Genomic DNA, 26,866 nt, shown 5'->3' with positions numbered 1-26,866 from the left:
GGAAGGGAGCCGCTGAACCGCGGCCGCCGACCGCGCCCCGCCCCGCCCGCCGAAGCCCGGCCGGCCGGCCACCAGTCCGCGCCGGGCGGCTCGGGAAGCCGAAGCCGAATCCGAAGCCGAAGCCGAACGGGGCGGTTCCGGGGACGCCCCTCGGGGGACGGACCGGCCGGTGCGCACCTTCGGGGGGGCCGGCCGGCGCGCACCTGGCGCACTCGGGGACGCGGGGACCGACCGCCCGCCCCGTACCGCCGCCCGCCTCGCCCCGGCCCCGTACCGCCGCCCGCTCCACTGCGGCCGTACGCGCTTCCGCACCACCCCCGCACCACCCCGTACCACCGCCCGCCCCTGCCGCCCGCCCGCCGCTGACCGCCGACGCGGAGACCCCATGAACGTACTGCTCGACCACTTCTCAGATTTCCGAGACGGCTTCATAGGAACTGTGTCGATCACGGCCGTCAGTACGGTCATCGCGCTGGTCCTCGGCCTCGTCATCGCCGGCTTCCGGGTCTCCCCCATCCCGCCGCTGCGGTGGTTCGGCACCGCCTGGGTGACCCTGCTGCGCAACACCCCGCTGACGCTGCTCTTCCTGGTGACCACCTTCGTGGTCCCGGAGATCCTCTTCCCCGGGATGAGCGCCTTCGTACTCGGCTCGCTCGCGCTCGGCTTCTACACCTCCTCCTTCATCTGCGAGGCGGTGCGCTCCGGTATCAACACGGTGCCGCTCGGCCAGGCCGAGGCCGCCCGCTCGCTGGGCATGACCTTCCCGCAGACGCTCAGCCTGATCGTGCTGCCGCAGGCCACCCGGACCGTGCTGCCGCCGCTCAGCTCCATCCTCATCGCCCTGACCAAGAACTCCGCCATCGCCGGCGCCTTCAGCGTCACCGAGCTCTTCGGCTGGCAGAAGCTGATGGGCGAGGAGGGCTACGACATCGTGCCCGTCTTCCTCTGGGTCGCCCTCGCCTATCTGGTGGTCACGTTCACCATCAGCGGTGTGTTCCGTCTCCTTGAGCGCCGTATGGAGGTCGCCCGATGAGTGCCAGCGTTCTCTTCGATGCCCCCGGCCCCAAGGCCCTCGTCCGCAACCGGATCCTCGCCGTGGCCGGCTCGCTGCTGATCGCCGGACTGCTGGCCTTCAGCATCGTGCGGCTGGGCGAGAAGGGGCATCTCGCCGCCGGAATGTGGGACATCTTCAACTACTCCGGTATCCGGCAGAACATCGCCGACGGCATCCTCGCCACCCTGAAGGCCTTCGGCATCGCCGCGGTCGGCTCGCTGGTGCTGGGTGTGCTGCTGGCGGTGGCCCGGCTCTCCGACCACAAGCCGGTGCGCTGGTTCGCCACCGGTTTCATCGAGCTGTTCCGCTCGATCCCGCTGCTCATCACCATCTACGCGGTGTGGGTTGGCTTCCTGATCGACTACTCGATGTGGGCCCTGGCCGTCGGTCTGACGATCTACAACGGCTGCGTGCAGGCCGAGGTGCTGCGGGCCGGCGTGAACTCCGTGCCGAAGGGCCAGCGGGAGGCCGCGTACGCGCTCGGCATGAGCAAGACCCAGGTGATGGTCACCGTCCTGCTGCCGCAGGCGGTCCGGGCGATGCTGCCGACGATCATCAGCCAGCTGGTGGTGACCCTGAAGGACACCTCGCTCGGCTACATCATCCTCTACCCCGAGCTGCTGAACTCGGCCCGGCTGATCGCCTCCAACACCCTGGTCGACGGCAAGTACCCGTATGTCTCGACCATCGTGGTAGCCGGCATCATCTATGTGGCGATGTGCCTGGCGCTGTCCGGGCTCGCCACCTGGATCGAGAAGCGGGGCCGCCGCGCCAAGACCGGGATCGGCACCCCGCCGGCCGGTCAGTCGGCGCTGCTGAGCGGTGACGCCGGGCAGGCCGCCGCCACCGGGATCCTCATCCTGGGCGACAGCAACCAGACCGGCGGCCCGGGTACCGGTGGCGGCGGGCAGAACTGACGCCGTGTGACATCATCCGGGTGGCATGTACGGGGTACGGGGGCAGTGGCGGTCGCGCCGCTGCCCCCGTCACTTGACGCAAGCACCGGCAGTAGGTTGCATACGTTCTGTGATCAACTCACCCCGGCCCCTCGCCGTCGTCACGCCCGTTTCCCCTGCTCACCGCGCGGATCCGAGTGGCCGGCGGGAGGGATGGGACCGGTGCGCCGCACGGGGCGGTGACGGTCCACGGGGCCGTGATGGTCTACGGGGCCGTGATGGTCTACGGGGTGGTGGCGCCGCGACGGCCGACGGGGCCGTGCGGGCGGGTGCCCCCGGCCGGCTCCCGGGGACGGAGGGCGCGCCGTGGACCCGGTGATCGTGGTGGGGGCGGGTCCGGTCGGGCTCGCCCTGGCCCTGGCCCTCGCCGCCCAGGAGGTCCCCTCCGTCGTCCTGGACGAGGGACCCGGCAAGGACGACGCACGGCCCGCCCGGACCGCGGTGCTGCGCGAGGACACCGCGGAGTTCCTGGAACGGCTCGGCTGCACGGCGGTGCGCGAGGCCGGGATCCGCTGGGCGGGCTGGCACTCGATGCGGCGCAAGCAGCGGACGCGGCACGTCCGCTTCGGCCCGGGAAGTCCGGAGAGTCCGGAGGGTCCGGAGATCCCAGCGCCGGTGCACATCGCCCAGCACGCCCTGACGGCGGGCCTGCGGGACGCGATCGCCGCGCTGGCGGAGAAGGCAGGTGATGCGTCGCCGGGCGGCACGTCGGCGGGCGGTCCGGTGACGGGCGGTGCGACGGCGGGCGGTCCGGTGACGGGCGGTGTGTCGGCGGGCGGTGCGACGGCGGGTGGTCCGTTGGTGCGGGTGGTGACGCACAGCCGGTTGGACGCGATCGAGCAGGACGCCGGGTCCGTCACCGCGCACACCCGGGGCCCCGAGGGCACCTGGTGGCGCGGCAGCCATCTGGTGGGCTGCGACGGCGCCCGGTCCACCGTGCGCAAGCTCCTGGGCGTGCGCTTCCCCGGGCGTACCGCGGTCGAGCGGCATGCGGTCGCCACCCTGCACACCGAGCTGCCCTGGCCCGAGGAGGGCGTGCTGCACCGCCAGCCGACCTGGCGGGGGGCCGACGAGGAGGTCACCGCCCGGCCGCTGCCGGATGGGGCCTGGCGGCTGGACTGGCTGCTGCCGCCCCGGGGCGACCTGGTGACGCCGGACGCCCTGGTGGGGCGGATCCGCGACACCCTCGCCGGCTGGTGCGGGCAGACCCCGCCGTACGACCTGGTCGACACCGGGGTCTACACCCTGCACCACCGACTGGCGAAGCGCTGGCGGGTGGGGCGGGCGTTCCTCGCCGGGGACGCCGCCCATCTGCTGGGCGCGCTCGGCACCCAAGGGCTGGACGAGGGACTGCGGGACGTCGCCAACCTGGCGTGGAAGCTGGCGCTGGTCTGGCACGGCGAGGCCCCGCCGGCGCTGCTCGACAGCTACCAGGCGGAGCGGCGGACCGCGGTCGCGGCCCGGTTGCGGGCAGCCGACCAGTCGCTGCCGGTGCTGCGCGGCGGGGGCGGTCTGCGCACCTATCTGCGGAGCGCCGGGCATGACGCGCTGCTGACGGACGGCCATGTGGGGCGCGGCCCACTCGGCGAGCCGCCCGCCTATCCGCTCTCCCCGCTCGCGCCCGCCCCCGCCGAGGGACACACCTCGGTGGCGACCCCGGCGGGCGCCCCGGTGGAGAACGTCCGGGTGACGGCCCCGGACGGTACGGCCGGCGGTCTGCGGGACCGGCTGGGGCGCCGGAGGCTGCTGGCGGTCCTGGTCGCCCCGGGCACGGGGGTGTGGGACCGGCGGCACTGGATGTCGGCGGGGGTGATGCCCCGACTGGCCGAGGCGGTGGCCGCGCTGCCGGTCGCCGCGGAGGTGCTGGTGACCGAGGCGTACCCGGGCGCGTCCGCGCACACCGTGCTGCTGGTGCGGCCCGACGGGCATCTCGCCGCGGCCTTCGCCGGCGTTCGCCCGGCCGAGCTGCGGGCGGCGGCCGAGGCGGTACGCGGCGACGCGTCCACCACCCGGCCGGCCCCGGTGGACGACCAGGGGCCCGATGGACGCGTGCCCGAGCAGCCCGCCCCCGGGTCCGCGGACGGAGGCACCGACCCCGGGCCCGGCCCGGATGCGGGTGCGGGTGCGGGCAGCGGGCCCCGCAGGGGCACTGGTCCTGCCACCGGGACGGGCGCGGACGAGGCGTCCGGCCGGGGTACGGCCTCCGACCGAGGCACGGGGGCTGGCATGGGTGCGGCGTCCGGACCGGGCACGGCATCCGGCCGAGGGACGGGGACTGGCCCGGGTACGGCGCCCGGCCGAGGGACGGCGCCCGGCCCGGGTACAGCGACCGGGCCAGGCGCGGCATCCGGCCCAGGCGCGGTGTCCGGCCGAGGTACGGCATCCGGCCGAGGGACAGCATCCGGCCCAGGCACGGCTTCCGGCTCAGGCACGGCGTCCGGTCCGGGTACGGCATCCGGCCCAAGCGCGGATGCCTCCCCTCCGCCCCGTCCTCGGTCGGCCGAGCCGCCCACCGGCCACGCGGCAGGTGGTACCCCGGCGGGCGGACCGCCCGCCCACGGCTCGTCGGCCCGCCGCTCGTCGGCAGGCGGCCCCGGCAGTCCGGGCGGCCCCGCGCCCGCCGGTGATGAGAGGTCTCGCCGCAACCGCTGACCCGATTGCCCCTGCCCGCCCCTGTGCCTCCAGGCGCCTCACCCCCGCCCCGCCGCCGGGTGTCCGGATGCTGTCGGGGGTTTGACCGGGGTCGGCACGGCGTGCTGTACTCCGGATCATGACCGACACCTGTGTGCGCCTGTGGCGGAGGGTCCATATGGACCTGGTCCGCTACGCAGGCTGCGTGTGTCGTCCGTCCTGCTGAACTCAGCTCCCCGCGTACCTCTTCGTACGGCGTTCGCGCGCCCTGCTTCGCGCGCCTGATCCCCAGCGGTGTCCCCGTCTTCCGGGCTCTCCGGTCGCCCCCGGGCCGCCGCGCGCCGTCTCGTCGTACGCGCTCCCCGGACACCGAGTCAGAACCTCAGGACGGTTCCCATGTCTTCGCCCGTCGTGCCCATCGTGCCCGCCGCGCCCGCTCCCGCCCCAACCGCCTCCGCGTCGCCGTCGACCGTCGCGCCTCCGACTGCTTCCGCGCCCGCGCCCGCTCCCGCGCCTGATTCCGCTCCCGTGCAGGCCGGGAGCGGCTCCGCGGCGCCGACCGCCGCCCAGTTGCTCGCCTTCGTCCGCCGTGCCGCGGCCGACGCCGAACTGATCGCCTCGCTCCCCCTGGACCCCGAAGGCCGCACCTGGGTACGGCTGGAGGGGCCCGGCGGCAGTGAGGCCTGGCTCATCGGCTGGCCGCCGGGCACCGGCACCGGCTGGCACGACCACGCCGAGTCGCTCGGCGCCTTCGCCACGGCGAGCGGCTCGCTGACCGAGCACTCCCTCGCCGCCCGGTTGCCGTCGAGCGGCTGGCGCAGCCTGGAACTGGAGGAGGGCGTCGACCGGGAACGCCGGCTGGGTGCCGGTGACTCCAGGGCGTTCGGGCAGCACCATGTGCACGAGGTGCTCAACGAGTCGGCCACCGCGCACGCGGTGTCGGTGCACGCCTACTACCCTCCGCTGCCGCTGATGCGCCGCTTCAGCCGTACGGGGAGTGTGCTCCGGCTGGAACAGGTGGAGCGCCCCGAGGACTGGCAGTGAGCCGAGGACCGGCAGTGAGGAGCGAAACGGTGACCGAGCCGCAGGTGGGCATAGACGAGTTGCTGGAGCGGGTACGGGACGGATTCGACCGGGTGACCGCGCGGGAGGCCTTCGCGGCCGCCGAGGCGGGGGACGCCCTGCTGGTGGACATCCGGTACGCCGCGCTGCGGGACCGCGACGGGCTCATCCCCGGGGCTCTGGTCGTCGAGCGCAACGAACTGGAGTGGCGGCTCGACCCCCGGGGCAGCCATCGCGTCCCGGAGGCGGTGAGCCACGACCTGCGTGTGGTCGTGGTGTGCAACGAGGGCTACGCCTCCTCCCTGGCCGCCGCCTCGCTGCACCAGCTGGGGCTGCACCGGGCGACCGACCTGGTCGGCGGCTTCCAGGCCTGGGCAGCGGCCGGCCTCCCGGTCACCACAGCCCCGGAGTCCCCCGCCGCCTCCGAATCCGCCGTCGCCCCCGAGACCACCGTCGCCGCCGCCACTCCAGAGACCCCCGTCACCCCTTGAGCAGACGCGCACCCTGCTGAGGGGGCGCGCTCCGTCGAAGAGCCTGGCACGGTGGAGGAGGCGGCGCCGCCCGCCCAGGCGCCGGCCCGGACACTCCGGATGACGAGGCCCCCACTGGGGGCCCTGAGTACCTACTCCGGTTCCAGTCCCTCGGTGTCCTCGCCCTCCTGCTCCAGGGCCTGCCGTACCACCCGGAGGGCCATGCCCTCCGGGTACCCCTTGCGGGCAAGCATGCCCGCGAGCCGTCTGAGCCGGCGGTCCCGGTCGAGACCGCGGGTGGAGCGCAGTTTGCGCGCCACCAGCTCCCGGGCGGTCTCCTCCTCCTGCTCGGAGTCGAGTCGCCCGACGGCCTGCTCGATCAGTTCGCCGTCCACCCCCTTGGTGCGCAGCTCGCGGGCGAGAGCGCGACGGGCCAGGCCTCGGCCGTGGTGGCGGGACTCCACCCAGGCCCCCGCGAAGGCCGCGTCGTCGATCAGGCCGACCTCCTCGAAGCGGGAGAGGACCTCCTCGGCGACCTCGTCGGGAACCTCGCGCTTGCGCAGGGCGTCCGCGAGCTGGCTGCGGGTCCTCGGCGTTCCGGTGAGCAGGCGCAGGCAGATCGCCCGCGCCCGCTCGGCCGGATCCTGGGGCGGCAGCTCCTTCTCGGCCCTCGACGAGTCGGGGCTGCCGCCCGGCCATTCGGTGCGCCGGACCACGGGCTAGCCCTTGGCCGCCGTGGCCTTGGTCGCCTTGACGGCCTTCGCCGCCGGGGCGGGGACCGACTTCACCGGGTCGTCGCCGGCCGGGGCGTCCGCGCTGTCCGCGCCCGCCTCGGCGGCGGGCTCCTGCGGCCGGACCCCGACGCCCAGCTTCTCCTTGATCTTCTTCTCGATCTCGTTGGCCAGGTCGGGGTTGTCCTTGAGGAAGTTCCGGGCGTTCTCCTTGCCCTGGCCCAGCTGGTCGCCCTCGTAGGTGTACCAGGCGCCGGCCTTGCGCACGAAGCCGTGCTCCACGCCCATGTCGATCAGGCCGCCCTCGCGGCTGATGCCCTGGCCGTAGAGGATGTCGAACTCGGCCTGCTTGAAGGGCGGCGCGACCTTGTTCTTCACGACCTTGCAGCGGGTGCGGTTGCCGACCGCGTCCGTGCCGTCCTTGAGGGTCTCGATGCGGCGGATGTCGATGCGCACCGAGGCGTAGAACTTCAGCGCCCGGCCACCGGTGGTGGTCTCGGGGGAGCCGAACATCACGCCGATCTTCTCGCGGAGCTGGTTGATGAAGATCGCCGTCGTCTTGGACTGGTTGAGCGCGCTGGTGATCTTCCGCAGCGCCTGGCTCATCAGACGGGCCTGGAGGCCCACGTGCGAGTCGCCCATCTCACCCTCGATCTCCGCGCGCGGCACCAGCGCGGCCACGGAGTCGATGACGATGAGGTCGAGGGCACCGGAGCGGACCAGCATGTCCACGATCTCCAGGGCCTGCTCACCGTTGTCCGGCTGGGACAGGATGAGGTTGTCGATGTCGACGCCGAGCTTCTGGGCGTACTCGGGGTCGAGGGCGTGCTCCGCGTCCACGAAGGCGACCTGGCCGCCCGCCTTCTGCGCGTTGGCCACGGCGTGCAGGGTGAGGGTCGTCTTACCCGAGGACTCCGGGCCGTAGATCTCCACCACCCGGCCGCGCGGCAGCCCGCCGACGCCGAGCGCCACGTCGAGCGCGGTCGAGCCGGTCGGGATGACCTCGATGGGCTCCCTCGACCGCTCGCCCATGCGCATCACCGCGCCCTTGCCGAACTGCCGCTCAATCTGTGCGAGCGCGGCGTCGAGCGCCTTCTCGCGGTCGGTTCCTGCCATGGGTTCCACCCGATTTGCTTGTGTCGATCGCTTCACGTCAAAGACGCTAACCCCTGCCACTGACAATGGGCCCCGGCGTCCCTCCGACCTGTGGAAAACCCGGCGGCCGGAGCCCCCTCCCCCACCCGGCCGCCCCGGTGTCCCGGGCCGGAAGCTCCATCAGAATGGATGTTCGATTTTACTGTCAAGCGAGCCACGCCACCCGCACGGCGCCTCCTCCCGACTGCTCTGTGTCATCGAAGTGCGAGCGCGCGCCATGGAATCTTGAGTGGCCTTGGTCACGTGTTGTGCGTGCCGGGCGGTCCGAGGGCGTGAAAGCAGTGTCGGAGGGACGGAGGAGGGGTGGGCGAGTCGGTCTCCGCTTCCCTGATGGGCAGCAGAGGGGCTGCGCGGAGGACGGTGGGTCCACGATGAGAGGGAGGGCCGGGGAGGCGACGGTGCCGGGCCCTCTGGGGCCTCATTCGGGTTTGAAGGCGTGGTCGATGCGGGGGTCTGCGGGTGTGTCGCCGAACAGGTCGTGGAGTCGTGTCTGCATGGCGGGCCGCAGTGGGTGGCGGCGGCCGTGCCGGCGTTCGGGATAGCGCTCGACCAAGGGCACGAAGAGGAAGCCGGAACGGCCGAAGTGCACGAGTGGGTCAGGGGCCCCGGTGGCCACGAGGTCGGCGATGAGGTCCAGGTAGAGGGAGTGGTAGCCGGTTTCACGGCGGCGGGCGTGCTGGCCGTGGGCGGTGGGCTGGTGGTTTTCGACGTGGTAGATGTCCAGGGCCGCGGTTTTGGCGAGGTCCATGGAGATGGCGTCGCAGATGGCGGAGTCCATCCGCCATGTCCACGTGATCTCGTCGAGGTCGCACACCTGGCCGCATACCTGTTCGATGGCGATGGCGGCGCCGTAGGTGTTGGCGGTGTACGTCCGGTAGATCACGGCGTCCCAGACACTCTCCAGATCGTTGAGGCGCGGGTGCAGGGCTTGGTGGGTCTTCTCGGCGTACTGGAGCAGGTACTGGCGGACCATGGCCAGCATGGCGTGCACGCCGTGGCGGCCCCATCCCTGGGCGTCCAGGGCGACGGCGAGGTCGGCGGCGGAGCGCCCGTAGAGCCGGAACCTGCCCGTCACCAGGTCGAGGGGCGGGATGCAGAGATCGTCCACGATGCTGGTGAGGGCGACGTAGTGCACGGCGGCGGGCTGGATGTCGTAACGGTCACCGCACCACAGCGCCATCCACTGCACGACGTCGCGGCAGATGTATCGGCACAGCTCGGTCGCGGAGGCCGCGTGCTTCTTCGACCAGTCGGTGTAGTCCAGTTCGGCCGTCGCGCCCGCATCGGTACTCGTGATGCTCTCTCAGCAGGGGCCAGAGGCAGAGTTCGTGGACCTGAGGTGTGCCGGGTTGGTAACCGCCGCCCATGAGGCCGAACAGTTCGGCGGTGCGCCGGGTGTAGCGAGAGGCCGGCGAGCGCGGTGGTGCGTCGGGCGGGCGGGTGCGGGGGTAGTGCAGGAAGGGGCAACCCGGTCCCTCGTCGCAACGGGGGCCGCACCACAAGTTGTGTGCTGCATCGAGGAGTTCGGTGGTAGAGCTGACACGCTCCAGTTCTCCCCATAACTGAGTGGCGGAGTCCAAGGCGGTGTGAACGTCCCTCATGTCCGTGGAGGATAAGCACCGGCGGCGGATGCGGGAATGACCCGCGCGAGACATCGACTCCCCGAGAGCGCCTTCACTCTCGCCCGGGGGCGGGGAACCCGGCGTTCGCTTCGGTCGGCGCGAGGTGCCGATGCCTGCTCGTCCGCCGCCGCTCCCGGGGGGCGCACCGGGTGGGGGAACGGCCTGGACCCCGGGCGCGCGGCTGAGATCACTCGCCACGGTCGCCGCACGACCGGCCGGGCCCTGCCGGCGACACCGCGGGAGGCGTGCCCTGGTGGGCGGCGGCGCGCGGAGGGCGGCAGGGCAGGAGCGGCTCCTGGACGCCACCGGGACGGTGCTGGAGTGGGGCTGATCGGCGATCTGGTCGGCGGCGGTTCGGGGCTGGAGATGGACATCGAGGAAGCTGCTGGCGAACCACGGGCAGATGCTGGAGGCGATCCTCGCCGGGCAGCACGATCTGCTGGAAGGCATCGGCGGGGTGTCCGACCAGGTCGGTGGGGTGTCCGGACAGGTGGGTGAGGTGGCCGACCTGATCGCCCAGCTCCAGCAGGCCGGCGGCGAGCAGGCCCAGGAACTCAAGGGCCAGCTCGCGGCCCTGCTCATCGAGCAGCGCCGGTAGGCCGCGGAGATCAACGCCAACATCAAGAAGCTGTCCGGTCAGGTGTCCGGGTTGTGGGCGGACATGAACGGCTGGTTCACCGCCACACTCGGCGAGATCGACCAGCTCTCCCAGGATCTGGCCCCGCTCCGGGAGCAGGTGGCCCGGATCGAGGCGCTGCTCCAGGACGTCCTGGCGGAGCTGGCCGAGCTGCACGACCGCGTGGACTGGAGCGCGGTGATCACGCTGATGTCGGAGCACGAGTACCGCGTCGCCTACGGAGCCTCCGCCGCGCTGGAAGTACCCCTCACCGTGGACGAGGGCACCGAAGCCGAGGGTGAGGGCCGGGTCGCGGTCGACGCGGACGGGTTGCGCGCGTGGGCGCAGGCCACCGCGGACGAGGTCTCCGGCCTGCCGTAGTCCCTGTATGTGATGCACCGGGTGATGGTCGGCGACACCCTGCTCGGCAAGTCCCTGATGGAGGTCTTCTGCCGTCTGGCCCGGCACAAGGACGAACTCACCATGGCCGATGTGGGTAGGTACTTCCTGCGACTGGCCACCGTCCAGGCCCAGGGCTACGCCGCGCTCGGCAGGGCCCGCCAGGCGCTGGCCCTGCCCGCCGCCCAGGACGAGCTGTTCGCCTCCCGCCTGGACGCCCAGGCCGCCTCCATCCGGCAGACGCTGGCCTCGGTCTACGGCGTGGACGAGTGGACCCTCGGCGTCCACGGCCGGCAGACGGCACCCGCGCGCCGGTCGATGGAGCCATAGTCGACCCCCACGTCGCCATCCCCCGCGAAACCCCGTAGCGGTTCGGGCCCGGCGCTCCCTACGTTCGGCGGCATGACAGCTGACGCCTGCTTCGCGCATCCACACCTCGCCGCGATCTACGACCCGCTCGACCCCGATCGCAGCGACCTGGACGCGTACCTCGGGATCGCCGAAGAGTACGGGGCGCGCCGTGTGCTGGACATCGGCTGCGGCACCGGGGTGTTCGCCCTCCTATTGGCCGGCCGCGGGGTCGAGGTCGTCGGCGTCGACCCGGCCCTGGCGTCCATCGATGTCGCCCGGGCCAAACCGGGCGGTGAGCGGGTGCGCTGGATCCACGGTGACGCGACGGACCTCCCACCGCTGCGTGCCGACCTGGCGACGATGACAGCGAACGTCGCCCAGGAGATCACCGACCCGGAGGGATGGCGGAAGACGCTGCGGGGCGCCCACGGCGCGCTGCGGCCCGGCGGGCACCTGGTCTTCGAGACCCGCGACCCGGCCCGGCGCGTCTGGGAGGAGTGGACCCGGGAAAGCTCCTACCGGGTCACGGAGGTCCCAGGGGTCGGCTCCGTCGAGAGCTGGGTCCGGCTGCTCGACGTGAGCCTGCCGCTGGTGACCTTCCGCTGGACCTATGTCTTCGCCGCGGACGGTCAGGTGCTGACATCGGAGTCGACGCTGCGCTTCCGGGAGCGCGACGAGGTGGAGGGGGACCTGGTCGCGTCCGGATATGTGCTGGAAGACGTCCGTGACGCGCCCGACCGACCGGGGAGGGAGTTCGTGTTCATGGCGCGACGCCGGTGATGTCCGGTGGATCCGCATACGGGGCTGTCGTCTCGCGGCACGGGATGTGGCACCACCTGACGCCAGATGGCACCACGTGATGCCAAACAGGCTCCGCACACCCGTCCACGAGACCCTGGAGGCACATCCCGCCACACCACATCAAAGGCATCTCCACGGCTTTTTCGCAGCTCAGCCGGGTTCGACTGCGCTCGGAAGCACGCGCGGCGCCATCAGAGCTTGCACATGGCGCCACTGTGGTGCCACTATGAGGCCATGGATCTGACGCCCTATGTCGACACTCTCCGCCGTGAACTGGCGGTGGCCGCCGAGGCCGGCGGGAAGGACGCCCGTGAACTGGCCGAGCGGCTGATCGCCCCTCTGGAGTCCGCCACCCGGCTGACCATGCTCAATGTGCTCTCCGCCGCGATGGATGAGATCACCCGCGAGCTCGCGCCCGGCTCGGTCGATGTGCGGCTGCGCGGGCTGGACCCCGACTTCGTGGTGACGCCGCCGCCCTCCGGTGGCGGCCCCGTGGAGCCGGCCGCCGCGCAGGCCGAGCCGCTCAGGGCGCCGGCGCCGGCCGACGGCGACGAGGGGGGCACCGCTCGTGTCAATCTGCGGCTGCCGGCCCCGTTGAAGGCCCGTGCCGAGGAGGCCGCGGCCCGTGAGGCCTTGTCGGTCAACGCGTGGCTGGTGCGCGCCGTGTCGGCCGCGGTCGACGGCGGCGCCCGGCCGCGCGAGGCGGAGCGGGCCCGCACCGTCGGGCAGGGCTACACCGGCTGGGTGCGCTGAAGAACCCGCACCCCCGCTCGTACCACTTCCTCACCCACACCACGTCCCACCAGCGGGGACGCTCCCAAGACCCAGGAGGACGGAACAGCCATGCCTTCTTTTGACACGCCTCAAGCGATCTCCGTCACCGCACAGGTGGACGCCGGCTCGGTCACCTTCTCCGCCGGTGACCGCCTCGACACCCTTGTCGACGTGCGGCCGCGCGATCCCCAGCGGGACCGGGACGTGAAGGCGGCCGAGCAGACCGAGGTCACCTACGCGAGCGGCGTACTGACCATCAGGGTGCCCAAGGCCCCCAGGCTCGGCCGCACCGGCACCGTGGACGTGGTGGTCGAACTGCCCACGGGTTCGCACACCGAGACCACCGGAGCCTGGACCCAGGTCTTCGGCGAGGGCCGGCTCGGCGAGGTCCGGGTGAAGACCTCGACCGGTGACGTCCGGCTCGACGCCACCGGGCCGCTGAACCTCAGGGCCTCGCACGGGTCCATCACCGTCGACCGCGTTGAGGGCGCGGCCGAGATCACCACCAGCTCCGGCAGTCTGCGCGTCGGCCATGTGGACGGGCCCGCCGTCCTGAAGAACTCGCACGGCACCACGACCGTCGGCACCGCGATCGGCGAACTGGAGGTGCGCGGCGCCAACGGCGACATCGACATCCGGCGCGCCGAGGACTCGGTCACCGCCGTCACCGCCCATGGAACCGTGCGGGTCGGCGAGGTCGCCCGCGGAACCGTGCAGTTGGAGACCTCGTTCGGAGCCGTCGAGGTCGGCATCCGGGAAGGCACCGCCGCCTGGCTCGACGTCACCTCCACCGCCGGACAGGTGCGCAACACGCTCACCGCCTCGAAGGCCCCGGACCCGGCGGAGGCCGAGGACACGGTCAAGGTCCGCGCCCGCACCAAGTACGGCAACATCGACGTCCGCCGCGCCCGGGGCTGAGCCCCACTCCCAGGTCCTCCGGTCACCTCACTCGTCATCGCACACCCCGCACTCTTCGAACGAGAGGGCTCCATGCGTTCATCTGTCATGCCCACGTCCAGCCAGGACGGCCCTCCGCAGCCGTCCGCAGCCGTCTCCGCCCTCGGCCTGCGCAAGTCGTACGGCGACAAGACCGTGCTCGACGGCATCGATCTGCACATCCCGGCCGGGTCCGTGTTCGCGCTGCTCGGTCCGAACGGCGCCGGCAAGACCACCACGGTGCACATCCTGTCCACGCTCATCGCCGCCGACGGCGGCCGGGCCCAGGTCGCCGGCCACGACCTCGCCGGTGCACCGGAGGGGATCCGTGCCGCGATCGGCGTCACCGGGCAGTTCTCCGCCGTCGACGGCCTGATCACCGGCGAGGAGAACATGCTCCTCATGGCGGATCTGCACCATCTGCCCAAGGCGGAAGGGCGACGGGTCACCGCCGAACTGCTGGAGCGCTTCGACCTGGTGGAGGCCGCGAGGAAGCCCGCGCAGAGCTACTCGGGCGGGATGAGGCGCCGCCTCGACATCGCCATGACGCTGGTCGGCAAGCCGCGGGTCATCTTCCTCGACGAGCCCACCACCGGCCTCGACCCGCGCAGCCGCCACAACATGTGGCAGATCATCCGGGAGCTGGTCTCCGACGGGGTGACCGTCTTCCTCACCACCCAGTACCTGGAGGAGGCCGACCAGCTCGCCGACCGCATCGCCGTGCTCCACGGCGGCAGGATCGCCGCCCAGGGCACCGCCGAGGAGCTCAAGCGGCTCATCCCGGGCGGGCACGTCCGGCTCCGTTTCGCCGACCCCTCCGCGTACCGGTCGGCGGCCGGCGCACTGCGCGAGGCGACCCGGGACGACGAGTCCCTGGCGCTGCGGATTCCCAGCGACGGCAGCCAGCGCGAGCTGCGCTCCGTCCTCGACTGGCTGGACTCGGCCGGTATCGAGGCCGACGAGCTCACCGTGCACACCCCGGACCTCGACGACGTCTTCTTCGCCCTGACCGGCACCGACCGGCCCCACCAGCCCCACCCCTCCCACCAGTCGAACACCCCCGACCAGCCCGAGGAGGCTGTCCGATGAGCTCTCTGGCCCTCGCCGTGCGCGACTCCTCCACGATGCTGCGCCGCAATCTGCTGCACGCCCGCAGATACCCCTCCCTCACCCTGAACCTGCTGCTCACCCCGGTCGTCCTGCTGCTGCTCTTCGTCTACGTCTTCGGGGACGTGATGAGCGCGGGCATCGCGGGCGGCGGCGCCGACCGCTCGGTGTACCTCGCCTACCTCGTACCGGGCATCGTGATGATGACCATCGGCGGCACCGTGGTCGGGACGGCGGTGTCCGTCTCCAACGACATGACCGAGGGCATCATGGCCCGCTTCCGCACCATGGCGATCCACCGCGGCGCGGTCCTCGTCGGGCATGTCATCGGCAGCGTGGTGCAGTCGGTCATGAGCGTGGTCCTGGTGGGTGCCGTCGCCGTGGCCATCGGCTTCCGGTCCACGGACGCCACGGCCTTGGAGTGGCTGGCGGCGTTCGGGCTGCTGGCACTGGTCGCCCTGGCGCTCACCTGGATCGCGGTCGGGATGGGCATGGTCAGCCCGAACGCCGAGGCGGCCAGCAACAACGCGCTGCCGCTGATCGTGCTGCCGCTGATCTCCAGCGCCTTCGTCCCGATCGACGCGATGCCGGGCTGGTTCCAGCCGATCGCCCGGTACCAGCCCTTCACTCCGGCCATCGAGACCCTGCGCGGCCTGCTGCTCGGCAGCGAGATCGGCCACAACGGCTGGCTGGCGGTCGCCTGGTGCCTGGCGCTCTCCGTGCTCGGCTACCTCTGGTCGAAGGCGGTCTTCAACCGCGACCCGAAGTAGCCCGGCTTCCTCCCGCCCGAGGGCGGCGTACCCCCGGACAACGGATCGGGTGTGCGCCGCCCGTCCGCGTGCCCGGGGCAGCGGACATCCGCTACGGATGGGCGGCCCTCGCGACCGCCGGCGGGATCGCCAGGGGCGCCAGGGCGGCGAGGGCCGCCGTACCGGCCGCGAGGAGCAGGGCGCCGGGCAGGGACCAGACGGCCACCGGGCCGGCGGCCGCCGCGCCCAGGGCGAAGCCGGTGATCTTCAGGCTGGCGCCGGTGGTGAAGATCTGGCCGCGCAGGTGCTCCGGAGCCTCCCGGTGGCGGACCGCGAAGAGGGCGGCCAGCTGGGGACCCTCACCGCAGCCGAGGAGGAGGGCCGCCGCGAGGAGCAGGGGCGGCCGGCCGGACGCGGCCAGGGCAAGCGCGGCGGCCTGCACGAGGGCCCCGGCCCATATGACCGTGTCGGGGGTTACGGAGCGGGGGAACCGCGCGACTACGGCGGTGGCCGCCAGCGCGGCGGCCGCCGCGACGGAGAGCAGCATGGCGCCTTGGGCGGGCCCGCCCAGGGCGTGCGCGCCCAGCAGGGGAAGGCAGGCCGTCAGCATGCCCTGTGCCGCACAGCAGACGACCGAGCCGAGGGTCGCCCGGGCCAGCGGCCGGCTGAGGGCGACCGCCCGCGCTCCGGCCGCGAGGTCGCCGAGCACCGAGGCGGGCCCGGCCCTCCGCGCCCCACCGGGGCGGTTCGGCAGTCGCCACGCGGCGGGCAGTGCCAGGGCCACCAGCGCCGCGGCGACCACCACGGCCGCCGGCGCACCCAGCTCCGCGGCCGCGACCCCGGCGAGCGCCGGGCCGGCCAGGCTCGCCGCACCGAAGGTCATGGCGTCCAGGGCGTTCGCCCACGGCAGGCGGTCGCCCGGCACCACCCGGGGGAGCTGGGCGGTCCATCCGCCTGACAGAGCGGGTCCCAGCAGCCCCGCCGCCACCGCGGTCAGCAGGGTGAGGGCGAACGGCAGACGGCCGAGCCCCACCAGGACCGCGACCAGCCCGACCGCGTACAGCAGGAGGGCGCCGGCCAGCAGACGGCCCGGCCGCCGCGCCCGGTCGAGAAGTGCCCCGAGTAACGGGCCCCCCACGGCGGCGGACACGGTGACGCCCGCGAGCAGCGAGGACGCGTCGACGGGTGACCCGGCCAGGGCGAAGGCGGCCAGCATCAGCGCGGGTCCGGACATCTCGTCCCCGGTCCGCGCGGCCAGCGCTCCGGCGAGATAGCAGGGGTAGTGGTAACGGCTCATCACTGGCGGGACGTTACGGCGGTAACCCAGAACTCAGCAATATGCGTTACAAGCCGCTACAGTGCGGGGATGGCCTCCCTTCCCGCAGAAGACCCCTCCTCGGCCCGCGGCCGGTCGGCCGCGTACGGCAGGCCCGTTGAGGGCACCGGCGGCGACTGGTCCACACGGCACTCGGTGTCGGCCACGGCCCAACGGACCGCCGCGCTGATCAACGCGCTGGCCGACGACCGCCCCGATCCGGCCGCCGTCGCGGCTGTGCTCCGCGCGTACGGGGAGGCGGATCCGGTCGAGCTCACCGCCGCCGAGGTCGCCGGGATGCGCGCCGCGGCCGAGCTGCTGCGGCCGGTCTTCGCCGCCGAGGACACGGACACCGCCGCGGCGGTCCTCAACCGCCTCCTCCTGGAGCACACCGGGCCGCTCCGGCTGTCCTCGCACGGGGGCGGCACCCCCTGGCACCCCCACCTCGACCGGGACGACGACGCCCCGTGGGAGGCATGGCTCCTCGCCTCGTCCTGTATGGCACTGACCGTACTGCTCTGGGACCGGCAGCGACCGCCCGGCCGAATCTGCGCCTCGACCGCCTGCCGGAACGTCTTCGTCAGCCAGGGCAGCGGCCCGGAACGCCGCTACTGCTCCCGCCGGTGCGCGACCCGCGAAAGGGTCGCGGCCCACCGCCGCCTCCGCTCCGCCGAGCGGCCGGCGGACGGAAACGGCCGGTCGCCCGGGCCGGGCGCGGACCGGTGACCGCCGCCCGGCGCGATCAGCCGGCGTCCTCCTCCTGACGGGGGTCGGGCACCCTGCCCCCTGCTCCGGAACGCTGCTGCGCCTCCTTCTCCACCTTGGTGCGCAGCGCGCGCTGCATCCGCTGCACCCGGGCCATCACCGCCTCACCGTGCCGCCGGTGCCCATGCATCCGCGGGTCCTCCGCCACGTCGTACCGCCGGACGTAGGCGCCGAGGAAGGCCTGCAGGGTGGCGACGGCCGGAATGGCGATCAGGGCGCCCACCGCGCCGAGCAGTGCGGTGCCCGCGATGACCGACCCGAAGGCCACCGCCGGGTGGATGTCCACCGTGCGGGCGGTGAGCTTGGGCTGGAGCACGTAGTTCTCGAACTGCTGGTAGACCACGACGAAGCCCAGCACCCACACCGCGTACCAGGGGTTCTCGGTGAACGCGATCAGCATGGGCAGCGCACCGGCCAGATAGGTGCCGATGGTCGGCAGGAACTGCGAGACCAGACCGACCCAGACGGCGAGCGCCGGGGCGTACGGGACGCCGAGCAGCTCCAGCAGGACGTAGTGCGCGGCGCCGGAGATGAGCGCCATCAGCCCGCGCGAGTAGATGTAGCCGCCGGTCTTGTCGACGGCGATCTCCCAGGCCCGCAGCACCTCGGCCTGCCGGGCGGGCGGCAGCACCGAGCAGAGGGCCCGGCGCAGCCGCGGTCCGTCGGCGGCGAAGTAGAACGAGAACAGCACGATCGTCAGCAGCCGGAACAACCCGCCGAGCACGGTCGCCGACACGTCCAGCACTCCGGTGGCGCTGTTCTGCACGTACTTCTGCAGCCAGTCGGAGCGCAGCAGGCTGTCCTGGACCTCCACCCGGGACAGCTCGGTGTCGAAGGTGTGGTTGATCCATTTGATCAGCGAGTCGAGGTAGTGGGGGAAGTCGTCGACGATCTCGATGATCTGGCCCGCGAGCATCGAGCCGAGCAGGACGGTGAAGCCGACGCCGCAGGCCAGGACGGTGAAGAACACCAGGAAGGTGGCGAGTCCGCGCCGCATCCCCCGGGCCGCCATCCGCCCGACCGCCGGTTCGATGGCCAGGGCCAGGAAGAAGGCGATCAGTACGTTGACCAGCAAGCCGATGAGCTGGTGGAACGCCCAGCTGCCCAGCTGGAAGCAGGCGTAGAGGGCGAGCGCCAGCAGCATGGCCTTGGGCAGCCAGCGCGGCATGCCGGCGGCCCGGCCGCCCGGTCCGCCGGCCGGCGCCGGTGGTCCGCCGGGCCCGCCCCCGGCGGGCGCCGCTGCGGGCCCGGGTGGTGTCGTGCTGCCGTCGGTGACCGGCGGGGCCGGGGTCCGTGCCGCCGGGTCGGCGGTCGTCGTCTCGTTGTCGTCAGTCGGGGCCACGCGGCAAGTTTCTCGTACGCGGCTGACAGCCCGTCGCCCGGCCACCGGACCCGGGGGAACGGAAGCCTCCGTTCCCCCAGCTCATCCCCCGGGTCCCCCACCTCACCCTTGGTCCCCCGGCCCCCCGGTCCCCCGGGCTTCCGGTTACCCCGGCCTCAGCGCTTCTCGGGCGGGATCCCCACCGCCGTACAGACCGCCCGCCACACGTCCCGGGTCTCCCAGCCCGCGTCCAGCGCCTGCCGCACCGTCCGCCCGCCCAGTTCGGACATGACATGGTCCCGGGCGAAGGAGTCGGCGTAGGCCTCACCGAAGTGGTCGGCCATCCGCTCCCAGAAAATCGTCAACCGCATGCCCTCAGTATCCCGCTCCCGGGGGGCCTCGGGCGGCCCCGGGGGCTCACTCGGCGAGGGGCGCTCAGCCGCCCAGGGCGCGTACCACCGCCGTGACGGCGACGGCGGCGCCGACCACCACCAGGAAGGGGGCGCGCAGCACCAGGGCGAGCGCGGCCGCCGCCACCCCCGCCACCCGGGCGTCCACCGTGAGGGTGCTGCCCACCGCGAAGGTCTGCTGGGCGGTGAGCGCGGCCAGCAGGGCGACCGGCAGCAGGGCCGCGAGCCGCTGCACCAGCGGGCGCTCCAGGGTGTCGGCCGGCACCAGCAGCCCGGCGAGTTTGACCAGGTAGCAGCCGGCCGCGGTCAGACCGATGGCGATCCACACGTTCATCACACGTCTCTCTTCGCCGAGGTTTCGGAGGTGGCGTCACCGCGCCGGATCCGGCGGCCCTGGAACCACAGCACCAGGGGCGCGGCCAGCGCCGCCACCAGCACCGGCACACCGGCCGGCAGGACGGGCAGGAAAGCGAGGCCGAGTACGACGGCGAGGCCGGCGGTGGCCCGCTCGGTCGCGGTACGGAGCATGGGGGCGAGCAGGGCGAGGAAGACCGCGGGGCCGGCGGCGTCCAGGCCCCAGGCGGCGGTGTCGCCGATGGCCTCCGCGCCCAGCCCGCCGAGCAGGGTGGTGAGGTTCCACAGCAGATAGAGGGTGAGCCCGGTGGCGGTGAAGCCGAGCCGGGTGGACCGCTGGTCGGGCTGGGCCAGCGCCACCGCGGTGGTCTCGTCGATCACCCAGTGCGCGGCGAACGGGCGCACCCAGCGGGGCAGCGCCAGCAGCTGGGACAGCCGCAGTCCGTAGAAGGCGTTCCGGGTGCCGAGGAAGAAGGCCCCGGCGGCGGCGGTGAACGGGTTGCCGCCCGCCGCCAGCGCCCCGACCAGCGCGAACTGCGAGGCCCCGGTGAACACCAGCAGGCTGAGCACGCAGGTCTGGAGGAGGGTGAGCCCGGCACCGGCCGAGGTGACGCCGAAGGCGAAGCCGGAGAGTCCGACGGCCACGCCGACGCCGAGGGCATCGCGGACCACCGCGCGGTCGGGTCTGGCTCCGGAAACCACCGGCGAACCGCCCACCGGGCCCCGGCCCCGTTCCGGGCCCCGGTCCAAGCCCCCGACCTGATCCCGGTCCTCGGACGCTGTCATCGCTGTCTGTTCTGGCACATCGGCGACGTTAGGCCGGGCGGGTGCGGGCGGTCTTGTACGAAATTGCGCGCTCGCGCTGGTAGGCGCCGGGCGGGACGCCGACGATCCGAGTGAAGTGGCGGTTGAGGTGGGGCTGGTCGGTGAAGCCGACCTCGGCCGCGGCCGCCGCGGGCGGAGTCCCGGCCTCCAGCAGCCGACGGGCGGCGCGGATCCGGGCGTCGGTCAGCCAGGTGTGCGGAGGCATCCCGTACGCGGCCTTGAAGGCGCGCAGCAGCGCGAAGGTACCGGTGTCCAGTTCGCGGGCGAGCTCCTCCAGGGACGGCGGCTCGGCCATCCGCCGCAGCAGCAGCTCCTGGGCCCGGGCGGCCGTCCCCGCACCGGCGGTCTTGGGGGTACGGGCCGGCAGTGACCGGCCGTGGCGGCGCAGCAGCCGGGCCAGGACGACCCGCAGCAGGCTGTCGGCGGCGAGCGCGTTGCCCTCCTCGGCCGCCCGGTGCACGGCGCGGATGAGCAGCGCGGTGTCCTCGTCCAGGACCATGGTCTCCGCGAAACCGGGGGTGCCGCGCAGGGTGGTCTCCTCGGCCGCGATGGCGGTGACCAGGGCGGAGGACGGGTAGAGCGTGGCGTAGGACCAGCCCTCGGGGTCCCCGGCGTGCGCCGAGTGCGGGACCTCGGGGTTGACCATGACGATGGTGCCGGGATGGGCGTGCAGAGTGCCGTGCGGCATGACCACGTCCTCGACGCCCTGGCGGACCGCACCCAGTACGAAGCCCTCATGGGTGTGGCGGACGAAGGAGTGGCGGACGTAGCGGGCGCGGAGCAGGTCGAGTCCGGGCACCGCGGGGTACTGCCAGTGCCGGGCCCATTCACCGTCCCGGGCGCGGGCCGTGCCCCCGGTGCCTCTCATGCCTCCCGTACCTCCCATGACTCCATTGTGCGCACCGCGCACACTGCCGGACCTGGGCGTCCATGGTGCGGACGCAAGGCGTCCCGCCGTGCGCCGGGGCGGCGGGGCGCCGGAAGCCGGGCAATTGGCGTCGGTGCCGGGGCGCCGGAAGCCGGTATCAGGGTCGATGTCAGTGCCGGGGTGCACGATGGTGGGCATGGCACAGAGCGCGCTCGACTCCTTCTCCCCCGCGACCCGCGGCTGGTTCACGGGGGCGTTCAGCGCGCCCACCGCGGCCCAGGAGGGGGCGTGGCGGGCGATCGGCGAGGGTGCGGACGTCCTGGTGGTGGCGCCGACGGGGTCGGGCAAGACGCTGGCGGCGTTCCTGGCCTCGCTGGACCGGCTGGCGTCGACTCCCGTGCCGGCCGATCCGAAGAAGCGCTGCCGGGTGCTGTACGTGTCCCCGCTGAAGGCGCTGGCGGTGGATGTGGAGCGCAATCTGCGCTCCCCGCTGACGGGTATCCGCCAGGAGTCGGTACGACGGGGGCTGCCGGAGCCGGAGGTGCGGGTCGGCATCCGTTCGGGTGACACCCCGGCGGCGGAGCGGCGGTCGCTGGCGACCAGGCCGCCGGACATCCTGATCACCACCCCCGAGTCGCTGTTCCTGATGCTGACCTCCGCCACCCGGGACGCGCTGGCCGGGGTGGAGACGGTGATCCTCGACGAGGTGCACGCGGTCGCGGGGACGAAGCGGGGCGCCCATCTGGCGCTCTCGCTGGAGCGGCTGGACGGGCTGCTGCCGCGCCCGGCCCGCCGGATCGGTCTGTCGGCCACCGTCCGCCCGGTGGACGAGGTGGCCCGGTACCTCTCGCCTCAGCGCCGGGTGGAGATCGTGCAGCCCGCCTCCGGCAAGGAGTTCGACCTGTCGGTGGTGGTGCCGGTCGAGGACATGGGCGAGCTGGGCGGCTCCCCGGCCGCGGACGCGGGCGGCGGGCAGCAGGACCGGCCCTCGATCTGGCCGCAGGTGGAGGAGCGGATCGCGGACCTGGTGCAGGCGCACCGCTCGACGATCGTGTTCGCCAACTCGCGGCGGCTGGCCGAGCGGCTGTGCAACCGGCTGAACGAGATCGCCTACGAGCGGGCCACCGGTGAGCCGATGCCGGAGGACCACTCGCCGGCCGAGCTGATGGGCGGCTCGGGCGAGGCCAAGGGGGCGCCGCCGCTGCTGGCCCGGGCGCACCACGGCTCGGTCTCCAAGGAGCAGCGGGCCCTGGTGGAGGAGGACCTGAAGGCCGGGCGGCTCCCGGCGGTGGTGGCGACGTCCAGTCTGGAGCTGGGCATCGACATGGGCGCGGTGGACCTGGTGGTGCAGGTGGAGTCGCCGCCGTCGGTGGCCTCCGGGCTCCAGCGGGTGGGCCGGGCCGGGCACCAGGTGGGCGCGGTGTCCACCGGGGTGGTCTTCCCCAAGTACCGGGGCGACCTGGTGCAGGCGGCGGTGGTGACGGAGCGGATGCGGTCGGGGGCGATCGAGGCGCTGCGGGTCCCGGCGAACCCGCTGGACGTGCTGGCGCAGCAGCTGGTCGCCATGGTGGCGCTGGAAAGCTGGGCGTATGACGACCTGCTGGCGCTGGTGCGGCGGGCGGCGCCGTTCGCCTCGCTGCCGGAGTCGGCGTTCAGCGGGGTGCTGGACATGCTGGCCGGGCGCTATCCCTCGGACGCCTTCGCCGAGCTGCGGCCGCGGGTGGTGTGGGACCGGGTCACCGGGACGGTCACCGGCCGCCCCGGGGCGCAGCGGCTGGCCGTGACCTCCGGCGGCACCATCCCGGACCGGGGCCTGTTCGGGGTGTTCCTGGCCGGCTCGGACCCGAAGAAGGGCGGTGGGCGGGTCGGCGAGCTGGACGAGGAGATGGTGTACGAGTCGCGGGTCGGCGACGTGTTCACGCTGGGCACCTCCTCGTGGCGGATCGAGGACATCACCCGCGACCGGGTGCTGGTCTCCCCGGCGCCGGGGGTGCCGGGGCGGCTGCCGTTCTGGAAGGGCGACCAGCTGGGGCGGCCGCTGGAGCTGGGGCGCGCGGTGGGCGCGTTCCTGCGCGAGGTGGGTGCCCTGTCGGCACAGGACGCCCGGCTGCGGCTGGTGGCGGCCGGTCTGGACGCCTGGGCGGCGGACAACGTCCTCGCCTATCTGGACGAGCAGCGCCAGGCCTGCGGCCATGTGCCGGACGACCGGACGATCCTGGTGGAGCGGTTCCGGGACGAGCTGGGCGACTGGCGGGTGGTGGTGCACTCCCCGTTCGGCGCCCAGGTGCACGCCCCGTGGGCGCTGGCGCTGGGGGCGCGGCTCGCCGAGCGGTACGGGATGGACGCCCAGGTGATGCACGCGGACGACGGGATCGTGCTGCGGCTGCCGGACGCCGATCTGATGGGCCTGGACCTGCTGGACCAGGACCCGGCCGCGCCCGGCACGGAGTACGACGCCGAGAAGGCGCCGGTCGGGGCGGCCGATGTGCTGATGGACGCGGGCGAGGTGGACCAGGTGGTCACCGACCAGGTCGGCGGCTCGGCGCTGTTCGCCTCCCGCTTCCGGGAGTGCGCGGCCCGCGCCCTGCTGCTGCCCCGGCGCCAGCCGGGCCGGCGCACCCCGCTGTGGCAGCAGCGCCAGCGGGCCGCCCAGCTGCTCCAGGTGGCGAGTGAGTTCGGCTCGTTCCCGATCGTGCTGGAGGCGGTCCGCGAATGCCTCCAGGACGTGTTCGACGTACCGGGGCTACGGGAGCTGATGGGCGACATCGAGTCCCGCCGGGTCCGGCTGGTGGAGGTCACCACCCCGGAGCCGTCCCCGTTCGCCCGCTCCCTGCTCTTCGGCTATGTGGCGCAGTTCCTCTACGAGGGTGACTCGCCGCTCGCCGAGCGCCGGGCCGCCGCGTTGTCGCTGGACTCCCGGCTGCTGGCCGAGCTGCTGGGCCAGGCCGAGCTGCGCGAGCTGCTGGACGCCGAGGTGCTGGCCGAGCTGGAGGCCGAGCTCCAGTGGCGCACCGAGGACCGCCGGGTCAAGGACATGGAGGGCGTCGCCGACGTGCTGCGGGTGCTGGGCCCGCTGACCGGGGCGGAGCTGGCCGAGCGGGGCGCCGAGCCGGAGTGGGCCGAGCAGCTGGCGGGCGCCCGGCGGGCCATCCGGGTGCGGATCGCGGGCGCCGACCACTGGGCGGCGATCGAGGACGCGGGCCGGCTGCGGGACGCCCTGGGCACGGCGCTGCCGGTCGGCGTACCGGAGGCGTTCACCGAGCCGGTCAAGGACCCGCTCGGCGATCTGCTCGCCCGGTACGCCCGCACCCACGGCCCGTTCACCTCCGCCGACGCGGCGGCCCGGTTCGGGCTGGGCGGCGCGGTCACCGACGGGGCGCTGCACCGGCTGGCGGCGGCGGGGAGGGTGGTGCAGGGCGAGTTCCACCCGGCCGGCATCGGTCAGGAGTGGTGCGACGCGGCGGTGCTGCGGCGGCTGCGGCGGCGCTCGCTGGCGGCGCTGCGCCAGGAGCTGGAGCCGGTGCCGCCGGCCGCGCTGGGCAGCTTCCTGCCGCAGTGGCAGCACGTGGGCGAGCGCGGTCTGCGCGGCCTGGACGGGCTGGCCCGCGCCGTCGAACAGCTCCAAGGGGCTCCCGTGCCCGCCTCCGCGCTGGAGCGGCTGGTGCTGCCGTCCCGGGTCGCCGGATACGCCCCCGGCATGCTGGACGAGCTGACCGTCGCGGGCGAGGTGGTCTGGGCCGGGGCGGGCGCGCTGCCCGGCAAGGACGGCTGGGTCTCCCTCTACCTGGCCGACGCCGCCCCGCTCCTGCTCCCCCCGCCCCACCCCCTGGAGCTGAGCCCGCTCCACGAGTCCGTCCTCACCACCCTCTCCGGCGGATACGGGCTGTTCTTCCGGCAGATCGCCGAGCAGGTCCGTGCCACCACCCACCCCGAGGCCACCGACCCGCAACTGGCCGACGCGGTGTGGGAGCTGACCTGGTCCGGCCGGCTCACCAACGACACGGTGGCCCCGCTGCGGGCCGTCCTTGGCTCCGGGCGCACGGCGGGCTCCACCGCCCACCGGGCCCGCCGCACCGTGCCGCGCGGCCGGTACGGGACGCTGAGCGCCGCCGCCCGTACGGCGTCCCGCTCCGGACCGCCCACGGTCAGCGGCCGCTGGTCGCTGCTGCCGCCCGTCGAGGCGGACCCCACCCACCGCGCCCACGCGCTCGCCCGCACCCTGCTGGACCGCCATGGCGTGGTCACCCGGGGCGCGGTCGCCGCCGAGGGCGTGGAGGGCGGCTTCTCCGCCGTCTACCGGGTGCTGTCCGCCTTCGAGGACACCGGCCAGGCCCGGCGCGGCTATGTGGTGGAGGGGCTGGGCGCCGCCCAGTTCGCCATGGACGGCGCCGTGGACCGGCTCCGGGCCGCGTCCACCGCCCGTGAGCGCGCCGAGGGCTCCGCCGCCCCCCGCGCACTGGTGCTGGCCGCCGCCGACCCGGCCAACGCCTATGGCGCCGCCCTGTCCTGGCCCGAGCCCCCGACCGGCGCCGGCCACAAACCGGGCCGCAAGGCCGGGTCCCTGGTGGTGCTGGTCGACGGAGAGCTGACGCTCTACATGGAGCGCGGCGGCAAGACCGTGCTCAGCTGGGCCACCGAGCCGGACGACCCCGCCCTCCACGCCGCCGCCACCGCCCTCGCCCAGGCGGCCGGCGCCGGTGCGCTCGGCACGGTCACCGTCGAACGCATCAACGGCACCGCCGCCCTCACCTCCCCCCTCTCCGCCCCCCTGGAACACGCCGGCTTCCACGCCACCCCCCGAGGCCTGCGCCTACGAGGCTGACACGCCGCCCCCACGGCCGACCCCCGTGGGCCGTACCCGCCCGGGGTGGCCCCCCCACGGCGTCCTGCCCACGCGGCCGCTCTCCGCGCCGTACCCCCGGCACAGCACCAGACGCGTGAGCCGCGCCGGACGACCCGACGGGTACACGGCGACGCTCGGCCCACACGGCCGCGCCCCGGGGCGGGTGCGCCCCCTGGGCCGGACTCGCCAGCCCGGCCCCCGCGGGCGCCGTGCCCCTACCGGGTGGCATACGAACCGGACGACTGCCTCAACGGGGCGCCGCGACGAGCGGGTCGGTTCCCGAACCCACGGCGCACCACGACCGCCCGACCCGGCGCCCTGGCCTCAGGCCATCCGGGGCGGCCCAGCGCGCGCATCAACGCCCATCCCACGCGCACCCGCCGCCACAGCCAAGCCCCGCCTCTCCGCCGGGCCAAAGCAGCCCCAGTGGCCCCACGAGCACCCCCGTCGGCGCCGCCCCGCCCAGCGGCGACGCAAGGGCTGACGGCAGCACGCCACCGATCCCGCATCGGCACCGGCACCGGCCCCGGCCCCGATGCCCACCGGGGCGGACCCGCGCCTTGCAGGCATCCCGCACACCGAACCGGCGCCTCGTGCGGGCCCCGCCCAAGACCCGCGCCTCGCGCGGGGCCCCGCGGCGCCGGACCCGCGCCTCGTGCGGGGGCCCTGCAACCCGGACCCCCGCCTAGCGGGCATCCCTCACACCGCACCGCGCCTAGTACGGCCCCCGCACACCGGACCCACGCCTCGC

Annotated in this window: 24 protein-coding genes and 1 pseudogene; 16 read left to right on the top strand and 9 right to left on the bottom strand. The window is 73.8% G+C overall.

What is annotated here, in order from left to right; all coding sequences use genetic code 11:
- Positions 1 to 385 precede the first annotated feature (385 nt).
- The 6 genes and pseudogenes from M1O15_RS00190 (at position 386) to M1O15_RS00170 (ending at position 6,194) form a co-directional block, all read left to right on the top strand.
- Entirely contained in the window at positions 386 to 1,033 is a 648-nt protein-coding gene (locus M1O15_RS00190) for an amino acid ABC transporter permease (RefSeq protein WP_248631059.1), read from the top strand.
- Positions 1,030 to 1,971 carry an amino acid ABC transporter permease gene (locus M1O15_RS00185; protein ID WP_248631058.1) on the top strand — a complete coding sequence of 314 codons (942 nt, stop codon included), beginning with the start codon at positions 1,030 to 1,032 and terminating at the stop codon, positions 1,969 to 1,971. Before M1O15_RS00190 ends, M1O15_RS00185 begins: the two co-directional genes overlap by 4 nt.
- Positions 1,972 to 2,316: 345 nt before the next feature.
- Positions 2,317 to 4,000 (top strand): annotated as a pseudogene (locus tag M1O15_RS00180) (FAD-dependent monooxygenase); the annotation flags it as partial.
- A 780-nt stretch (positions 4,001 to 4,780) separates the two neighbouring features.
- The gene (locus M1O15_RS31760; RefSeq protein WP_313960178.1) at positions 4,781 to 4,867 is read left to right on the top strand and encodes a putative leader peptide; all 87 of its coding nucleotides are present in this window, start codon (positions 4,781 to 4,783) and stop codon (positions 4,865 to 4,867) included.
- A 170-nt stretch (positions 4,868 to 5,037) separates the two neighbouring features.
- Entirely contained in the window at positions 5,038 to 5,685 is a 648-nt protein-coding gene (locus M1O15_RS00175) for a cupin domain-containing protein (protein WP_248631057.1), read from the top strand.
- Positions 5,676 to 6,194: a rhodanese-like domain-containing protein gene (locus M1O15_RS00170; protein WP_282576081.1), complete on the top strand. Its 519-nt coding sequence runs from the start codon at positions 5,676 to 5,678 to the stop codon at positions 6,192 to 6,194. Before M1O15_RS00175 ends, M1O15_RS00170 begins: the two co-directional genes overlap by 10 nt.
- A 131-nt stretch (positions 6,195 to 6,325) precedes the next feature.
- Here the strand turns inward: M1O15_RS00170 and recX are convergent, their stop codons facing one another.
- From recX to M1O15_RS00155, 3 genes are all read right to left on the bottom strand, one after another.
- The gene (gene recX, locus M1O15_RS00165) at positions 6,326 to 6,889 is read right to left on the bottom strand and encodes a recombination regulator RecX (protein WP_248631055.1); all 564 of its coding nucleotides are present in this window, start codon (positions 6,887 to 6,889) and stop codon (positions 6,326 to 6,328) included.
- Between the two features lie 3 nt (positions 6,890 to 6,892).
- The gene (recA, locus tag M1O15_RS00160; RefSeq protein ID WP_248631054.1) at positions 6,893 to 8,020 is read right to left on the bottom strand and encodes a recombinase RecA; all 1,128 of its coding nucleotides are present in this window, start codon (positions 8,018 to 8,020) and stop codon (positions 6,893 to 6,895) included.
- Between the two features lie 457 nt (positions 8,021 to 8,477).
- Positions 8,478 to 9,323: a hypothetical protein gene (locus tag M1O15_RS00155; RefSeq protein ID WP_505017673.1), complete on the bottom strand. Its 846-nt coding sequence runs from the start codon at positions 9,321 to 9,323 to the stop codon at positions 8,478 to 8,480.
- Positions 9,324 to 10,084: 761 nt separating this feature from the next.
- Between M1O15_RS00155 and M1O15_RS00150 the strand changes: the two genes are divergently transcribed.
- The 8 genes from M1O15_RS00150 (at position 10,085) to M1O15_RS00115 (ending at position 15,435) form a co-directional block, all read left to right on the top strand.
- Positions 10,085 to 10,279 carry a hypothetical protein gene (locus tag M1O15_RS00150; RefSeq protein WP_248631052.1) on the top strand — a complete coding sequence of 65 codons (195 nt, stop codon included), beginning with the start codon at positions 10,085 to 10,087 and terminating at the stop codon, positions 10,277 to 10,279.
- Positions 10,280 to 10,321: 42 nt separating this feature from the next.
- Entirely contained in the window at positions 10,322 to 10,678 is a 357-nt protein-coding gene (locus tag M1O15_RS00145) for a hypothetical protein (RefSeq protein ID WP_248631051.1), read from the top strand.
- Between the two features lie 9 nt (positions 10,679 to 10,687).
- Positions 10,688 to 11,026 (top strand): hypothetical protein, encoded by a 339-nt coding sequence (locus M1O15_RS00140; protein ID WP_248631050.1) that lies wholly within the window; start codon positions 10,688 to 10,690, stop codon positions 11,024 to 11,026.
- Positions 11,027 to 11,098: 72 nt separating this feature from the next.
- Positions 11,099 to 11,827, top strand: coding sequence for a class I SAM-dependent methyltransferase (locus M1O15_RS00135; RefSeq protein ID WP_248631049.1), 729 nt, complete (start codon positions 11,099 to 11,101; stop codon positions 11,825 to 11,827).
- A gap of 255 nt (positions 11,828 to 12,082) precedes the next feature.
- Positions 12,083 to 12,601 (top strand): hypothetical protein, encoded by a 519-nt coding sequence (locus M1O15_RS00130; protein ID WP_248631048.1) that lies wholly within the window; start codon positions 12,083 to 12,085, stop codon positions 12,599 to 12,601.
- Positions 12,602 to 12,691: 90 nt separating this feature from the next.
- Complete coding sequence (locus tag M1O15_RS00125; protein ID WP_248631047.1) at positions 12,692 to 13,540, top strand: DUF4097 family beta strand repeat-containing protein; 849 nt, start codon at positions 12,692 to 12,694, stop codon at positions 13,538 to 13,540.
- Positions 13,541 to 13,627: 87 nt separating this feature from the next.
- Positions 13,628 to 14,647 carry an ATP-binding cassette domain-containing protein gene (locus tag M1O15_RS00120; RefSeq protein WP_372499333.1) on the top strand — a complete coding sequence of 340 codons (1,020 nt, stop codon included), beginning with the start codon at positions 13,628 to 13,630 and terminating at the stop codon, positions 14,645 to 14,647.
- A complete protein-coding gene (locus tag M1O15_RS00115) occupies positions 14,644 to 15,435 on the top strand; it encodes an ABC transporter permease (protein ID WP_248631045.1) in 792 nt (263 codons plus the stop codon). The genes M1O15_RS00120 and M1O15_RS00115 overlap by 4 nt, the downstream gene beginning before the upstream one ends.
- Before the next feature lie 91 nt (positions 15,436 to 15,526).
- Here M1O15_RS00115 and M1O15_RS00110 read toward each other — a convergent pair whose 3' ends face one another.
- On the bottom strand, positions 15,527 to 16,711 hold the full coding sequence (locus tag M1O15_RS00110; RefSeq protein ID WP_248631044.1) for an MFS transporter: 1,185 nt from the start codon (positions 16,709 to 16,711) through the stop codon (positions 15,527 to 15,529).
- Positions 16,712 to 16,780: 69 nt separating this feature from the next.
- On the opposite strand from M1O15_RS00110, the gene M1O15_RS00105 reads away from it, so the two are divergent.
- Positions 16,781 to 17,455: a CGNR zinc finger domain-containing protein gene (locus M1O15_RS00105; protein WP_248631043.1), complete on the top strand. Its 675-nt coding sequence runs from the start codon at positions 16,781 to 16,783 to the stop codon at positions 17,453 to 17,455.
- Positions 17,456 to 17,471: 16 nt separating this feature from the next.
- On the opposite strand, the gene M1O15_RS00100 is transcribed toward M1O15_RS00105, so the two are convergent.
- From M1O15_RS00100 to M1O15_RS00080, 5 genes are all read right to left on the bottom strand, one after another.
- Complete coding sequence (locus tag M1O15_RS00100) at positions 17,472 to 18,662, bottom strand: AI-2E family transporter (RefSeq protein ID WP_282576080.1); 1,191 nt, start codon at positions 18,660 to 18,662, stop codon at positions 17,472 to 17,474.
- Positions 18,663 to 18,991: 329 nt separating this feature from the next.
- The gene (locus M1O15_RS00095) at positions 18,992 to 19,186 is read right to left on the bottom strand and encodes a DUF3046 domain-containing protein (RefSeq protein WP_248631041.1); all 195 of its coding nucleotides are present in this window, start codon (positions 19,184 to 19,186) and stop codon (positions 18,992 to 18,994) included.
- 64 nt (positions 19,187 to 19,250) lie between these two features.
- Positions 19,251 to 19,559: an AzlD domain-containing protein gene (locus M1O15_RS00090; protein WP_248631040.1), complete on the bottom strand. Its 309-nt coding sequence runs from the start codon at positions 19,557 to 19,559 to the stop codon at positions 19,251 to 19,253.
- Positions 19,559 to 20,296: an AzlC family ABC transporter permease gene (locus M1O15_RS00085; protein ID WP_248631325.1), complete on the bottom strand. Its 738-nt coding sequence runs from the start codon at positions 20,294 to 20,296 to the stop codon at positions 19,559 to 19,561. The genes M1O15_RS00090 and M1O15_RS00085 overlap by 1 nt, the downstream gene beginning before the upstream one ends.
- Positions 20,297 to 20,393: 97 nt before the next feature.
- Positions 20,394 to 21,272, bottom strand: coding sequence for an AraC family transcriptional regulator (locus M1O15_RS00080; RefSeq protein ID WP_248631039.1), 879 nt, complete (start codon positions 21,270 to 21,272; stop codon positions 20,394 to 20,396).
- Positions 21,273 to 21,468: 196 nt separating this feature from the next.
- On the opposite strand from M1O15_RS00080, the gene M1O15_RS00075 reads away from it, so the two are divergent.
- The gene (locus M1O15_RS00075) at positions 21,469 to 26,094 is read left to right on the top strand and encodes an ATP-dependent helicase (RefSeq protein ID WP_248631038.1); all 4,626 of its coding nucleotides are present in this window, start codon (positions 21,469 to 21,471) and stop codon (positions 26,092 to 26,094) included.
- The last annotated feature ends 772 nt before the right edge of the window (positions 26,095 to 26,866 follow it).

Source organism: Streptomyces lichenis, assembly GCF_023218175.1.
GTDB classification, from domain to species: domain Bacteria; phylum Actinomycetota; class Actinomycetes; order Streptomycetales; family Streptomycetaceae; genus Streptomyces; species Streptomyces lichenis.
Note: the sequence above shows the minus strand (reverse complement) of the source record. Positions and strands in the feature narration are given on the sequence as shown.